We start from the raw sequence: 15,856 nt of genomic DNA, 5'->3' as shown, positions 1-15,856 counted from the left end.
TAATATTAAATTAACGTTAGGGACGAAAACCTACATATTTCTTCTATATTGCCCACCAACTTCATAAAGTGCTTGTGATAATTGCCCTAAAGAGCAATATTTTGTGGCCTCCATTAAGCTTTCAAATATATTGCCGTTTTGGATGGCTGTTTTCCTCAAAGCTTCAAGCTCTATACTTGCTTTATCTAAATTTCTTTTCTTAAATGCTTCTAAAACCTGTATTTGATATTCTTTTTCTTCTGTAGTTGCTCTAATAACTTCTCCTGGTGCAACCGTAGGCGAGCCATCTTTACTTAAAAATGTATTTACACCAATAATGGGGAAATCTCCATTATGTTTAAGCGTTTCGTAGTGTAAAGATTCTTCTTGTATTTTGCTTCTTTGGTACATGGTTTCCATAGCGCCTAGTACGCCACCACGCTCATTTAGTCTGTTTAATTCTAACAATACCGCTTCTTCCACTAAATTGGTTAGCTCTTCTATAATGAAAGCACCTTGTAAAGGATTTTCATTATTAGCTAAACCCAATTCTTTGTTGATGATGAGCTGTATAGCCATAGCTCTTCTTACAGATGCTTCGGTAGGTGTGGTAATAGCCTCGTCATAAGCATTGGTGTGTAAAGAGTTGCAATTATCATAAATGGCATAAAGCGCTTGTAGTGTAGTTCTGATATCGTTAAAATCTATCTCTTGGGCATGTAAAGACCTCCCGGAAGTTTGAATATGATATTTTAATTTTTGAGACCTATCATTCCCTTTATATTTCTCTTTGATAGCTTTAGCCCAAATTCTTCTGGCTACTCTTCCTATCACGGCATATTCTGGGTCTATACCATTAGAGAAAAAGAAAGATAAATTAGGAGCGAAATCATCAATATGCATCCCTCTACTTAGGTAATACTCCACAAAAGTAAAACCATTTGCTAGGGTAAATGCTAATTGCGTAATAGGGTTTGCGCCAGCCTCAGCAATATGATAGCCAGATATAGAGACAGAGTAAAAATTCCTAACCTTTTGGTCTATGAAATATTGCTGTATATCGCCCATCATCCTTAAAGCAAATTCTGTAGAGAAAATACAAGTATTTTGGGCTTGGTCTTCTTTTAAAATATCTGCTTGTACAGTACCTCTAACCGTTGCTATGGCTTTTTCTTTGATTTGGTTATAGATAGCTGATGGTAAAACTTCATCTCCAGTAACTCCTAAAAGCATTAAGCCTAGCCCATTATTACCTTCTGGTAAAGCTCCGTTGTAAACTGGTCTTGCTTGTTTTTTTGCTTGATAAATAGCTTGTATTTTAGCTTTAACCTCTGCTTCTAAACCGTTTTCTTTAATATAAATTTCACATTGCTGATCAATAGCGGCATTCATAAAAAAACCTAGAAGCATGGGCGCTGGTCCGTTAATCGTCATGGATACCGATGTGCTAGGGTCGCACAAATTAAAGCCAGAGTAGAGCTTCTTAGCATCATCTAAAGTAGCAATACTTACACCCGAGTTTCCAATTTTGCCATAAACATCGGGTCTGATATGTGGATCTTCGCCATATAAAGTAACCGAGTCAAACGCGGTAGATAATCTTTTTGCATCCTGACCTAAAGAAACATAATGGAATCTTTTATTGGTACGTTCTGGTCCGCCTTCACCAGCAAACATTCTTGTAGGATCTTCACCTGCTCTTTTTAAAGGGAAAACTCCCGCAGCATAAGGAAATTCGCCCGGTAAATTTTCTGTAAGTAACCATTTTAAAACATCGCCCCAAGCTTCATATTTAGGCAAAGAAATTTTAGGAATTTTAAGTTTCGATAAAGAAACTGTTTTTAAAGCCTGTTTAATTTCTTTATCTCTAACATGATAAACAAATTCATCTTGCTGATATTTTTCTAGTGTTTGAGGCCATTCTTTTAATAGCGTTTTACAATAGGGGTCTAGTTGCTCTTCTAAGTGATTATAAATCTCTTTTAAAGCCTCAGCAGCTTGTTCTTGTTTGTAATGTAAAGATAAATCTGCTGCTCCTTTAACCTGATACATCTTTTGAGCAATACCTGCTTGCTGCACAACCCAACCAGAATAAGCAAAATTTGCTTCTGTTATTTCTGCTAAATAACGGGTTCTATGAGGTGGGATGATATAATTTTTCTCATGATCTGCTGTAGCAATATCAGTTTTAATATTAAAATTTAAGCTTGTTTTTGCTTCTATTTGATGGATGATGGCCTTAAATAGCTGGTTGGTTCCAGGGTCATTAAACTGAGATGCCATCGTGGTGAAGATGGGTAAATCTTCATCCGGAGTTTCAAACAACAGATGATTACGTTTAAATTGCTTTCTTACATCTCTAATCGCATCTTGTGCACCCTTTTTGTCTGATTTGTTGATGGCCACCAAATCTGCAAAGTCAAGCATATCAATTTTTTCTAATTGGGTTGCTGCACCAAATTCGGGGGTCATCACATATAAAGAAACATCCACATAATCTGTAATAGCGGTATCAGATTGGCCAATGCCAGATGTTTCTACAATAATCATATCAAAACCGGCAGTTTTACAAATAGCTATAGACTCTTCAATATGTTTAGAAAGCGCCAAATTTGCTTGTCTGGTGGCTAGAGAACGCATATATACTCTGGGCGTATTTATGGCATTCATGCGGATACGATCTCCCAAAAGTGCACCACCGGTTTTCCTTTTAGATGGATCTACCGATATTATGGCTAAACTCTTATCTGTATAGGTTAAAAAGCGTCTTACCAATTCATCTGTTAAAGATGATTTTCCTGCACCACCTGTTCCTGTAATACCTAAAACAGGTGTGGCCTTTTCGTTAAGATTTTTTAAGGCCTTAATAAAATCCTCATGTTTTTGAGCGTCATTTTCTGCAAGTGTTATACAACGAGCTATTTCTTGAAAATCTTTGTTTTTTATATTTGATAACTGTGGATGATAAATGTCAATCGGGTTAAAATCGCAACTCTCCAGCATATAGTTTATCATGCCTTGTAAACCCATCGTACGGCCATCATCCGGAGAGAATATTTTAGCTATACCATATTGATGTAGCTCTTGTATTTCCTCTTGCAAAATAACGCCTCCGCCACCACCAAAAATTTTAATATGACCTGCTTGTTTTTCTTTAAGCAAATCAAACATATACTTAAAATACTCTATATGCCCGCCTTGGTATGATGTTAAAGCGATGCCTTGCACATCTTCCTGTATAGCGCAGTTTACAACCTCTTCAACAGATCTGTTATGCCCTAAATGTATAACCTCGGCTCCAGATGATTGTAAAATCCTCCTCATGATATTGATAGTAGCATCATGGCCATCAAATAGTGAGGCTGCCGTTACAAATCTTATTTTATTTTTTGGTTTATAAATGGAGATTTCTTGCATAACGCTGAAAGGTTTTTACATAGCAAATTTAACTAATTGATGATGTACCAAAGCTTTTAATTCGTAATAATCTTATGGATATTGATAAGGTCAAAAAAAATAGGGAGCTAATATTCATCAGCTCCCTATTCTAAAAAGGTTTTAAATCTTAATTATTAATCACCAATATTGGTTTTTTAGCAATTCTTGCCAATTTAATAGCCACTGATTCTAAATAATCTCCATCTTTTAATAAATGGTTTTTGTTAATCATACTGTAAACATCGCCCAACAAATATTCATGAATTAAGTCTGGATATTTTTGAATATCTAAACGTCTTAAATTCTCGAGATTCATTTTACAATCGCTTACTCTGCCTGCAAAGCAGTCTTGGTAAAGTTGCTTTCCGTATTCAATATCTAAATCGGGTATGCCGCTATCAGAAGCATGGGCTATGGTTAAATCGCAGTTTAAATGCTTCGCAACTTGTCCAAAAACTCTCATAAATCTTACTTCTGTAAACCTAATATCAGTGCAATAAACAATACTTTTAAGCTGTTTAGGTTCTTGTACATCATCAGGAATGAATAAAACTGGGCATTTAGCTTCATTCATAATTTTAGAAGTTAAGGCATCTAATCTAATACCTTTTTCATCTACATAAGAACAATTGATGATGATGAATTGAGTATCTAAAACCTGTTTGAAATTATCTTCAGATTTTAAAATCTCCTGAGCATTAAAAATAGGATAGTGTATTTGGTTAGAAAAATTACCTTGTAAAATTTCAGGTAATAAATTAGTTTGATTAACCTGTTTAGAATAAACTTCACTACTGTCTGTTTCTGCAACAAGGTTAAGTTGTTTCTCTTTAGCGTTTTGCTTTATTTGCGTATCGCAAAATGCTGATTTTGCTTCTGTAACTTTAGAAATAGACGTTATCCACTGCAAAACAGAAGCGCTGGCGGCTTTAAAATTAACGAAATGACTAATATTTTTCATGAGATAATAAATTGGGGTATGAGTTGCTTTTACAAACACAATTTTTAAACCACTTATTGTATTATCCTAGAAAAATTAAATTATTTTTTTCTTTGCCCTGGCGCAAAAGGTTTGGCAGATTTACTACCTGTCATTTTCTTGGCTTGTCCCGGAGGTACCTTACCGCTTCTTCCAGCTGTTTGATAGGCACAACTAGAAAGTATAAAAGCAAAAATTACAAATACACTTATAGCAGACTTTAAATTTTTCATGTTTAGTTTTTACACTATCATGCAAAATTAAAGCCACTTCTTCTTCTTAAAATAAATCAAAGTGCCAAAAGAGGAAACAAACATTAAAGTAATAGCTAATAGATAGCCATACTCCCAATCAAGTTCTGGCATAATTTTAAAATTCATACCGTAAATACTGGCAATTAGGGTAGGAGGCATAAAAGCAACCGTAGCAACGGTAAATATTTTGATGATACGGTTTTGCTCAATGTTAATTAAACCCATAAAAGTATCTTGAAGATATTCTAATCGTTCAAAAGCAAATTTATTATGCTCTAATAGGGAGCTGATATCTTTAATCATGATTCTTAAAACCCCCATATACTCTTGCGGAAAAGTTGAGGATTTCATCAAAGCAGAAATCATTCTTTGCTTATCAATGATGTTTTCCCTTAACATCATATTATCGTTCTGAAGCGATGAAATCTTTAATAAATCTTCTTCATCTACTTTCTCACTGGTTGCTTTTAAGCTTTTATTTAGTTCTGATATTACTTTGGCAATATTCTCTATCAAATCTGCATCTTGGTCTATACAGGTTTCTAAAATGGTTGAAAGTATCTGGAAACCATTAATATATAAAGTTGGATTGGCCTTTATCTTTTTTACAGATTCTCCAAAAGTTTTTAAATCATCATCACGGTAAGTAAATAAAATGCCTTTTTCAAGGATAATAGAAACCGGACTATAATCAAAACCATGTTGCCTTACGGCTAAGAAGTTAGAGTTAATGATGATTTCATTATCCATTTCGCTAAAGCGTGATGAACTTTCTATCTCCTGAGATTCTTCTTCTGATGAATATTTAATATCAAAATAAGTTTCTATGGTAACTTTTTCTTCTACTGTAGGGTTCTGCAAATCTACCCAAACCAAGCTCTCCATAGGTATTTCCCTTAAAAGCTCTACATCAGTCTCTTTTGCAAGGCGGGTATTTTTTTTATAATAGATTCTAAGCATTGGCCATCAATTTGTATTGCTTTATCATTTCGTATCTTTGCAAAAATATCTTTTAATAGTGGAAAAATCTCTCGCTTTCGGCGAAAAAAATTATAATTACTATAGTGCTTACTTAAAAGAGAAGTATCAGGTAAAACGTGTGTATAAAGTTATTGTTGATGGAGGTTTTACTTGCCCCAACCGCGATGGCTCTAAAGGCTACGGAGGCTGTACCTATTGCAATGTAGATTCTTTTACGCCAACATCCAGAACTATGGCTACCATGAAAGAGCAAATAGAGTTTGGGATGGAACGAGCAAGAAAGCATTATAAGGCAGAAAAATTTATCATTTATTTTCAGCCAAACACCAATACTTACGCTCCGGCACATTATTTAAAAACCATGTATGACGAAGCTTTAAGTGTTGATACGACCGATGTTGTTGGCTTATCTGTTGGTACAAGACCCGATTGTTTAGACGCAGAAAAAATAGCTTTATTAGAAAGTTATACCGATAGGCTAGATGTTGATTTAGAAATGGGAATGGAGTCTATTTATAACGAAACCCTATCGCAAATTAACCGCGGCTGCTCTCATGATGAGTTTATAGATATCATGAAATTGCTTGAAAATTCTAAACTAGATATTTGCGTACACACCATTTTTGGTTTACCCGGAGAAACTAAGGATATGATGCTTAAATATGCCGACGAGATAAACCGTTTCCCGCAGATAAACTTCGTTAAATTTCATCATTTACACATCGTAGAAGGCTCTATTATGGGCGTAAAATATAAAAAAGAACCTTTTAAGTTGTTTAGTTTGGAAGAGTATACTGATTTTCTTTGCGAGTTATTACCATTAGTTCGTCCAAACATTATTATACAACGCCTTTTCGGTATTTCAGATTTAGATATGTTAATTGCACCAAAATGGGGCTTAAAAAAATCTGAAATCCAAACTTATATTGATAACGAAATAGAAAGAAGAGGAGTAGTACAAGGTTCTAAATATCAAAAGATACTTATCTAAAAGCATATAAAACACAAACAGCGACTCTAAATTTCTCATAGTCGCTGTTTCTATATCATCATATTTGGCTAACCACCTACCCAACTAGGACCTAACAACCTAACAACCTAACCAACTAGACACTAACCACCTACCCAACTAGGCCCTAACCACCTACCCAACTAGGCACTAACCACCTAACCAACTAACAACCTAACCAACTAACCAACTAGACACTAACCACCTACCCAACTAGGCCCTAACCACCTACCCAACTAGGCACTAACCACCTAACCAACTAACAACCTAACCAACTAGACACTAACAACCTAACCAACTAGACACTAACAACCTAACCAACTAGACACTAACAACCTAGCCATATTTCCCAAACAATTTTTCTACCGCTATTTCTCTAAACTCAAAAATCTCACGAGTTTGTTTACCAACAATAAGTGCATTTGCTATAGTTCCAATAGGGCCAAAGGGAATGCCGTAAATCAATTTATCTGTCATTAAAACGCCGCCATCAATTTCTTCAAAATGATGCTCGTGATGCCAAAATTTAAATGGCCCAAAACGTTGTTCATCTATAAAGTATTGATGCTCTTTTACAGATGTAATTTCGGTCATCCAATCCATTTTAATCCCCAATAAAGGCGATACCTTATATGTTATGATCATGCCTTCATACATCTTGGTCTTTTCTGTATAATCAGAAGTGATGATGAAATTCATACCTGGCGGAGTTATTTTTGCCAAGTTAAGAGGTGATGAAAAAAAATCCCAAGCTTCTGCTAAGCTAATAGGTAATTTCTGACTAAAATTTAGTGTATAAGTTTTCATGTAGATGTTTAAACAAACATCTATGATTAAAGTTTTAAGCTAGTTTTAATTACTGCACCATTTTATTAGCACAAGCAGAGCTTGCAAACGCTTCTGGTTTAGCCTTAAAAACAAAGCCCATACTTAAGATGTAGCCCATAGCCTCATGTAGCGCTGCATTAGATTTAAACTGTGGGTTGGTATTAATATCAGCATGTACCTCTAAATCTACATCGTACAAATCAAGTAAATCACATAGGGTGTAGGCTGTTTCAATAGATTTCTGTACCTCAGTAAGCATTCTTTCTTTAATACTCATTTTCTGGGTGCTTCTTTCCTGATGGATAAACATGAAACCGCCTTTTTGTTCTCTCAGAAATACAATTACGGTAGCAAAGTCTGTGGTATTACCTTTAACCTGAGAGTCTGTACCAATACAAACTTTAAGCTTGTTGCCTGCTTCGTACTCTCTTTCAATAGTTTTTTCTACTTCTTCTAGGATAGATGAATTGATGACTTCGCCGCTAAATTTTTTCCAGGTCATAATAATGCTTTTTAAAGTTTATTTGACCATCAATTTTTGTGGTCTATAAAATTAAGTAATTGATTTTCATAATTTTATAAAATTACTATTATTTAATTGTTAACATAAACTGGTTTATCAACACCCTTTAAATTAGCATCTAAACATAAATAGCGCATTTAAAACGCTTATTTTTTAAAAATAAAAAAGCCCGCTTCGTTAAAAGCAGGCTTTCAGTGATTTTTATAATCGCTTAAGCTAGTTTTCTATATTTAATCCTTTTAGGAGCAACATCACCCAATCTCTTTTTACGGTTTTCTTCATATTCCGAGTAATTACCTTCAAAGAAATAAACCTGTGAATCGCCTTCGAAGGCTAAAATATGCGTACATATTCTATCTAAAAACCACCTATCGTGAGAAATAACTACCGCACAACCTCCAAAATTCTCTAAAGCTTCTTCTAAAGCTCTCAAAGTATTTACATCTATATCGTTGGTAGGCTCATCTAGTAATAAAACGTTAGAACCTTCTTTTAAAGTAATAGCTAAATGGGCTCTATTACGTTCTCCTCCAGATAACACAGCTACTTTTTTCTGTTGATCTGCTCCGTTAAAGTTAAACTTAGAAACATAAGCCCTAGAATTGGTAGATTTATTTCCAAGCATCATGGTCTCATGTCCGCCTGTAATGTTCTCCCACACAGATTTTTCTGGGTCTAAATCATGATGCATCTGATCTACATAACCTAATTTTACGGTCTCCCCAACCCTAAAAGTACCAGCGTCTGGTGTCTCTTGTCCGGTAATTAACCTAAATAAAGTGGTTTTTCCGGCACCATTTGGTCCAATTATACCCACTATACCAGCCGGCGGAAGAGAGAAGGTTAAATTTTCAAACAGCACACGGTCTCCATAAGCTTTGGTAACACCATTAGCTTCAATAACTACATTACCCAACCTTGGTCCAGGTGGGATAAATAGCTCAAGCTTATCTTCTCTTTCCTTTGTTTCTTCTGATGCTAGTTTTTCGTAGTTCCCTAGTCTGGCTTTAGATTTTGCGTGTCTTGCTTTTGGCGCCATCCTTACCCATTCTAACTCTCTTTCTAATGTTTTTTGGCGTTTGCTCTCCGTTTTTTCTTCCTGAGCTAAGCGTTTAGCCTTTTGGTCTAACCAAGATGAGTAATTACCTTTCCAAGGAATGCCTTCTCCACGGTCTAATTCTAAAATCCAACCAGCTACATTATCTAAGAAATACCTATCGTGGGTAACCGCTATTACAGTTCCTTCGTAGTTTTGTAAGTGCTGCTCTAACCAATCCACAGATTCTGCATCTAAGTGATTGGTTGGTTCATCTAGCAATAAAACAGCAGGTTCTTGTATCAATAAACGGCATAAAGCTACACGCCTTTTCTCTCCTCCTGACAATGTGGCAATCTTTGCGTCAGGTTCTGGGCAACGTAAAGCATCCATAGCTCGCTCTAGTTTTGCGTCCAGCTCCCACCCGTTAACAGCGTCAATTTGGTCTTGCAAAACACCTTGCCTTGCCATCAATTTATCCATCGCATCAGCGTCTTCATAAACTTCAGGTAAACCAAATTTTTCGTTTATTTCTTCATATTCTTTTAGGATGTCTGTAATCTCTTTTGCACCCTCTTCAACTACTTCTTTCACGGTTTTCTCTGGGTCTAGCTCTGGTTCTTGTGCTAAGTATCCTACAGAAAATCCTGGAGATAATACCACTTCCCCCTGGTAAGATTTATCTAAGCCAGCAATAATTTTTAATAGGGAAGATTTACCAGAACCATTTAACCCTATAACGCCAATTTTAGCGCCATAAAAGAAAGAAAGGTAAATATTTTTCAGTACCTGTTTCTGTGGCGGATAAATCTTATTTACCCCTGCCATTGAAAAGATTATTTTCTCGTCTGCCATTATTTCATCAATTGAAAGGCAAATATCGTTTTTTTGGTCAGAAACAGGTAAAAATTCTTAACTTCACTATCGTTAAACGGTTTTCCACTATATTGGTTAAATTGTTGATAAAAACTACCAAACGTTACTCTTGCATTTCTAAAACTATTTGATACATTAGAACGTTTCTACACTTATAGAGAAAGGTATTATATGGAAGCTAAATTTTCGCCCCGAGTTAAAGACGTAATTTCTTACAGCCGTGAAGAGGCTTTAAGGTTAGGTCATGATTATATTGGCACAGAACATTTGCTATTGGGCTTGATCAGAGAAGGAGATGGAGTAGCAATAAAGATTTTAAAATCTTTGGGTGTTGATACAGCAAAGCTTCGCAGAGCTATTGAAGATGCCGTACGCGGTACTTCTGCTATTACCGCAAACTTAGGGAACATTCCCCTAACCAAGCAAGCAGAAAAGGTATTGAAGATTACCTACCTAGAAGCTAAAATTTTTAAAAGCGATATTATAGGTACAGAGCATCTTTTATTATCCATTTTAAGAGAGGAAGATAACATAGCTTCTCAAATATTGGCGCAGTTCAATTTAAATTATGAAATATTTAAATCTGAAGTAGAAAATAATAAAGGTGGTTTTAGAGATGATCCTACAAATTCTGCAACTAGTGGTGGTGATGATGACTTTAAAGAAGAAGAGTCTTTTTCTACACCAAAAAAGGTTTCAGATATCAAATCTAAAACACCAGTACTAGATAATTTTGGAAGAGACTTAACCAAAATGGCCGAAGATGGGAAATTAGATCCTATCGTTGGTCGTGAGAAAGAAATTGAACGTGTTTCTCAAATTTTATCTCGTCGTAAGAAAAATAACCCTATTTTAATAGGAGAGCCTGGCGTTGGTAAATCTGCTATTGCAGAAGGTTTGGCTTTAAGAATTGTACAACGTAAAGTTTCAAGAGTATTATTTAACAAAAGAGTTGTTACACTTGATTTAGCTTCTTTAGTGGCTGGTACTAAATACCGCGGCCAATTTGAAGAGCGTATGAAGGCTGTAATGAACGAGTTAGAGAAATCTCCTGATGTTATTTTGTTTATTGATGAGATTCATACCATTGTTGGTGCTGGTGGTGCTTCGGGCTCGTTAGATGCTTCTAACATGTTTAAACCTGCATTAGCTCGTGGAGAAATCCAATGCATTGGCGCTACAACTTTAGATGAATATCGTCAGTACATCGAGAAAGATGGTGCTTTAGACCGTCGTTTCCAAAAGGTGATGATAGAACCTGCTACACCAACAGAAACTATCGAGATTTTAAACAGAATCAAAGAAAAGTATGAAGAACACCACGGTGTAACTTATACAGACGAAGCTATTGAAGCCTGCGTTAGCCTAACTTCAAGATACATCACTGATAGATTTTTACCAGACAAAGCTATCGATGCTTTAGATGAGGCTGGCTCTAGAGTTCACTTAACCAATATTCATGTTCCGCAAAATATCATTGATATTGAGCAAAAAATTGAGCAAATAAAGGTTGAGAAAAACAAAGTAGTTCGTAGCCAGAAATACGAAGAAGCGGCAAAACTTCGCGATACTGAGAAGAATCTGCTAGAAGAATTAGATAAAGCTAAGGCAGAATGGGAAGCAGAAACTAAAACTAAGAGATATATCGTCTCTGAAGACAATGTTGCTGAAGTAGTTTCTATGATGACTGGTATTCCGTTACAACGTGTTGGACAAACCGATAGCCAAAAACTATTAGGTATGTTCGAGAAAATTAACGAGAAAATTATTGGTCAGGATGATGCTATCAAGAAATTAACAAAAGCTATACAACGTACCAGAGCCGGATTAAAAGATCCTAAAAAACCAATTGGTTCTTTCATTTTCTTAGGTCCTACAGGTGTTGGTAAAACAGAGTTGGCTAAAGAACTTGCTCGTTTTATGTTTGATACTGATGATGCCTTGATTCAGATAGATATGAGCGAGTACATGGAGAAATTTGCTGTTTCCAGATTGGTAGGAGCGCCTCCGGGTTATGTGGGATATGAAGAAGGCGGACAGTTAACAGAAAAAGTACGTAGAAAACCTTACGCTGTTGTATTGTTAGATGAGATTGAAAAAGCGCATCCAGATGTATTTAATATCTTATTACAAGTTTTAGATGAAGGTCAGTTAACAGATTCTTTAGGTCGTAAAGTCGATTTTAGAAATACCATCATCATCATGACTTCTAATATTGGTGCTCGTCAGTTAAAAGATTTTGGCCAAGGTGTTGGTTTTGCAACTTCTGCTAAATTATCACAAACAGAAAGTCATAATAAAACTGTAATTGAAAGTGCTTTAAAAAGAGCATTCGCTCCTGAGTTTTTAAATCGTGTTGATGATGTAATTGTATTTAACTCTCTTGAAAAAGAAGAAATATTCCAAATCATTGATATTGAACTAAAAGCCTTATTTGGTCGAGTTCAAACTCTGGGTTATGATATCAAATTAACTGAAGCAGCCAAAGATTACATAGCTGAAAAAGGCTTTGATTCTAATTTTGGTGCTCGTCCATTGAAGAGAGCCATCCAAAAATTCTTAGAAGATCCAATTGCAGAGGAAATTCTTAAAGGAGAGCTTACAGAAGGTGATACCATGGAAGTAGATTATGATAAAGAAAAAGATCAAATCCATATCATAGGTAAAGCCGCTAAAAAGAAAAAGAAGAAGGAAGAAGAGAAAGAAGGCGGAGAGTAGTTAGAACTTCTTCTATATAAAAAAGCATCACAATAATTGTGGTGCTTTTTTTGTTAGCATGCAACCATATAGAAATTTCAATCGTCTAAATAATAATTATTCACCTCAAACATAATACACATGAAGAAGCTGTCCATCATTTTATTAGGTGTATTGGTGTTAGGAACATCAGCTTGCCAAAAAGTAACAGAAGAATATTATACTGTTCCAAATAAAACCATTTATGATGTTATTCAACAAAATGAATGGATTACTAATGATGGCGGAGTAACTTATTCCTTTTCTATTCCTTTAACAGAGATTAATCAAAATGTTTATGATTTAGATGGTATTTTGGTTTATGGGACATTTGTTGATGGTGAGGATGAACCTATTCCAAATGTATTTGAAGGAATTTCTTATACCTATGCCGTTAGAGTAGGTGCCATCATCAAGGTACAAAGTACTGATTTAGGAGTGATTAACAGACCTGGTGCTTTACCGGTTAAAATAGTTTTAATACCATCAGAGGAATAAAAAAAAGAGGCTGTCTCAAATTACCATTTTGTGTCAGGCTGAGCGGAGTCGAAGCCTTTTCTAAGCATATCAGAGAACATTTCGACTCCGCTCAATGTGACAGATACTATTTTTGAGACAGCCTCCTTTTATATAAAAATTTGAATTATTACCCTTCTTCACCAGCTCCAATAGCAGTCATTACATCCATACTTACACCTGTTGATGAGTAACCACCATCATGGAATAAATTCTGCATGGTAACCATGCGGGTTAAATCAGAGAATAAAGTAATACAATAATCTGCACAAGATTCTGCATCAGCATTGCCTAGAGGAGCAATTTTATCAGCAAAATCATAGAAATCGCCAAAACCTTTAATTCCTGTTCCAGCTGTTGTTTTTGTTGGAGATTGAGAAACCGTATTGATACGTACTTTTTTCTCTAATCCATAATGGTAACCAAAACTTCTGGCTATAGATTCTAACATAGCTTTAATATCGGCCATATCGGTATAGAAAGGATAAGTACGTTGTGCTGCCATATAAGTTAAGGCAACCACACTTCCTCCTTCGTTTATTGCATCTAATTTTTTTGCAACCGCAAGCATTTTATGTAAAGACATAGCAGATACATCAATGCCTTTTGCAAAATACTCGTAGTTAGACTCTGTATAAGGAATTTTTTTACGGATATTCACACTCATACCTATAGAGTGTAAAACGAAATCTATTTTACCACCTAAAACTTCTTGAGCCTGAGTATAAAGGTTCGTTAAATCATCTATGCTTGTTGCATCAGCCGGGATAATTTGCGAGTTAGTTTTCTCAGCAAGTTTATTTATTTCTCCCATACGCATTGCAATAGGTGCGTTGGTCAATACAAAAGTAGCACCTTCTTCGTGAGCTTTCTCAGCAACTTTCCACGCAATAGAGTTTTCATCTAAAGCACCTGTGATGATACCACGTTTACCTTTTAATAAATTATAAGCCATATTTTAATTCTTTTTTAAGCTATTAAGCTTCATTGTAATTTGAATGTGTAAAGATTATAAAATTTTGTGGATGATAAAATTTATCCAAATAATAATTCTTTAGCATTTTGTATTGCTGATTCTTTCGGATGCTCTCCGCTCAACATTTTTGCTATCTCTAAAATGCGTTCTTCGTTATTAAGTTTCTTTATTTGCGAATAAGTAAAATCGTCTTTTATTTCTTTATATACAAAATAATGCGACTTTCCTTTGCTAGCCATCTGCGGTAAATGTGTAATGGTTATCACTTGCATGTCTTCTGCTAGCTTTTCCATAATGTTCCCAACTTTATGAGCTACTTCTCCAGATACTCCGGTATCAATCTCATCAAAAATAATGGTTGGTAAAGCAGTTTTCTTAGCTATCAAAGATTTAATGCTTAACATCAGCCTAGATAACTCTCCTCCAGAAGCAACCTTACTTAATTCTTGTAACTGATGGCCTTTATTTGCACTAAACAAAAATTTAATCTGGTCTAAACCGTCTTGGTCAAAGTTGTTTTCTTCTTTAACCAATTGCTCAAGCTTAACATCAGCATTTGCCATACCAATTTCTGCTAAAATTTTGATGATATATTCCTCTATTGCAGGAATTGCATTTTTTCTATTTAAGCTGATGGTTTTCGCTTGCTCTACAAGTAAAAGCTTTTCTTCTTGTATTTCCTTTTGCAAGCGTTCTATGTCTTCATCAGCAAAAAGAATTTTATTAAGTTTTGATGATAACTCTTCCTGATAATTTAAAAGCTCTTGATTACTGTTAACACGATGTTTCTTTTGCAAACTGTAAATTAAATCTAACCTCTCACTCACTAAAGCAGCTTTATTCTCATCAAAAGATATGGTTTGTTCTATATCCTCTACTTCACTAGCTATATCTTTTATCTCTATTAAGCAACTTTTTAATCTTTCGCCTAAAGCACTAATATCTTGTTGATACTTTTCAGCCTGTTGTAATTGGTTTGATGCTTCTTTTATTAAGTTTAAAGCATTAACTTCTTGATTTTGCAATAGGGTAGAAGCGTTTAGAAGATTAGATTTTATCTCTTCCGCATGATTTAACCTTTCCAACTCTTGCTCCAGATGATCTTGCTCATCTGCACTAAGCTTCGCTTGCTCAAGCTCATCAAACTGAAATTGTAAATAATCTAACTCTGCTTTTTCTTTTTCGCTTTGCTCAATTAAAGTGTCAAGCTGTTTAACTTTCTTTTTATAGATTTTATAAGAAGATGTATATTTTTCAATAAGCTCTTGATGATTAGCCATTAAATCAACCACTAATAACTGAAATTTCTGATTACTAATTTCTAATGTCGCATGTTGCGAGTGGATGTCTATCAGCTGCTCGCCAACTTGTTTTAGTGTGGTTAAATTAACCGGAGTATCATTAATAAAGGCTCTTGATTTTCCATCTAAAGAAATTTCTCTTCTTAAAACGGTTTCCTCTTCATAATCTAAATCATTTTCTTCAAAAAATGTATTCAATTGATAGTTCTTCACTTTGAAAAAACCTTCAATAATGCATTTCTTCTGCTGGTTGAAGAAGTATTTACCTTCTGCTCTCTGGCCTAGAATTAGACCTAAAGCTCCTAATATAATAGATTTTCCTGCTCCAGTTTCTCCGGTAAGAATATTTAAATGCTCATCAAAAGAAATATCCAATGAATCTATAAGCGCATAATTCTTAATATGTAATCTGCTCAGCATAGCT

At 35.0% G+C, this 15,856-nt stretch carries 12 protein-coding genes; 3 read left to right on the top strand and 9 right to left on the bottom strand.

The annotated features are described in order from the left end of the window. Positions 1-30 precede the first annotated feature (30 nt). The 4 genes from FYC62_RS09140 to corA all read right to left on the bottom strand — a co-directional run bounded on the left by FYC62_RS09140 (position 31) and on the right by corA (position 5,610). Positions 31-3,396: a methylmalonyl-CoA mutase family protein gene (locus tag FYC62_RS09140; protein WP_149074712.1), complete on the bottom strand. Its 3,366-nt coding sequence runs from the start codon at positions 3,394-3,396 to the stop codon at positions 31-33. A gap of 148 nt (positions 3,397-3,544) precedes the next feature. Then, entirely contained in the window at positions 3,545-4,378 is an 834-nt protein-coding gene (locus FYC62_RS09135) for a hypothetical protein (RefSeq protein ID WP_149074711.1), read from the bottom strand. An 80-nt stretch (positions 4,379-4,458) separates the two neighbouring features. Continuing rightward, complete coding sequence (locus tag FYC62_RS17110; protein ID WP_168199419.1) at positions 4,459-4,629, bottom strand: hypothetical protein; 171 nt, start codon at positions 4,627-4,629, stop codon at positions 4,459-4,461. 27 nt (positions 4,630-4,656) lie between these two features. Further along, on the bottom strand, positions 4,657-5,610 hold the full coding sequence (gene corA / locus FYC62_RS09130; protein ID WP_149074710.1) for a magnesium/cobalt transporter CorA: 954 nt from the start codon (positions 5,608-5,610) through the stop codon (positions 4,657-4,659). Positions 5,611-5,668: 58 nt separating this feature from the next. On the opposite strand from corA, the gene FYC62_RS09125 reads away from it, so the two are divergent. After that, positions 5,669-6,622: a TIGR01212 family radical SAM protein gene (locus tag FYC62_RS09125; protein ID WP_039453360.1), complete on the top strand. Its 954-nt coding sequence runs from the start codon at positions 5,669-5,671 to the stop codon at positions 6,620-6,622. A 354-nt stretch (positions 6,623-6,976) separates the two neighbouring features. On the opposite strand, the gene FYC62_RS09120 is transcribed toward FYC62_RS09125, so the two are convergent. The 3 genes from FYC62_RS09120 to ettA all read right to left on the bottom strand — a co-directional run bounded on the left by FYC62_RS09120 (position 6,977) and on the right by ettA (position 9,882). Then, complete coding sequence (locus FYC62_RS09120) at positions 6,977-7,447, bottom strand: SRPBCC family protein (protein WP_149074709.1); 471 nt, start codon at positions 7,445-7,447, stop codon at positions 6,977-6,979. A 49-nt stretch (positions 7,448-7,496) separates the two neighbouring features. Further along, entirely contained in the window at positions 7,497-7,970 is a 474-nt protein-coding gene (locus tag FYC62_RS09115) for a ribonuclease H-like YkuK family protein (protein ID WP_039453364.1), read from the bottom strand. Between the two features lie 232 nt (positions 7,971-8,202). Then, on the bottom strand, positions 8,203-9,882 hold the full coding sequence (gene ettA / locus FYC62_RS09110; RefSeq protein WP_039453366.1) for an energy-dependent translational throttle protein EttA: 1,680 nt from the start codon (positions 9,880-9,882) through the stop codon (positions 8,203-8,205). A 192-nt stretch (positions 9,883-10,074) separates the two neighbouring features. On the opposite strand from ettA, the gene FYC62_RS09105 reads away from it, so the two are divergent. After that, complete coding sequence (locus FYC62_RS09105; RefSeq protein WP_039453369.1) at positions 10,075-12,621, top strand: ATP-dependent Clp protease ATP-binding subunit; 2,547 nt, start codon at positions 10,075-10,077, stop codon at positions 12,619-12,621. Positions 12,622-12,741: 120 nt separating this feature from the next. Continuing rightward, the gene (locus FYC62_RS09100) at positions 12,742-13,137 is read left to right on the top strand and encodes a hypothetical protein (protein ID WP_149074708.1); all 396 of its coding nucleotides are present in this window, start codon (positions 12,742-12,744) and stop codon (positions 13,135-13,137) included. Between the two features lie 148 nt (positions 13,138-13,285). Here the strand turns inward: FYC62_RS09100 and FYC62_RS09095 are convergent, their stop codons facing one another. Next, the gene (locus tag FYC62_RS09095; RefSeq protein WP_039453374.1) at positions 13,286-14,110 is read right to left on the bottom strand and encodes an enoyl-ACP reductase FabI; all 825 of its coding nucleotides are present in this window, start codon (positions 14,108-14,110) and stop codon (positions 13,286-13,288) included. 80 nt (positions 14,111-14,190) lie between these two features. Next, a complete protein-coding gene (gene recN, locus FYC62_RS09090) occupies positions 14,191-15,852 on the bottom strand; it encodes a DNA repair protein RecN (RefSeq protein WP_039453378.1) in 1,662 nt (553 codons plus the stop codon). Between the last annotated feature and the right edge of the window lie 4 nt (positions 15,853-15,856).

Origin of the sequence: Pedobacter aquae, assembly GCF_008195825.1 — a bacterium.
In the GTDB taxonomy this organism is placed as follows: Bacteria; Bacteroidota; Bacteroidia; order Sphingobacteriales; family Sphingobacteriaceae; genus Pseudopedobacter; species Pseudopedobacter aquae.
This window is presented reverse-complemented; position numbering and strand designations above follow the sequence as displayed.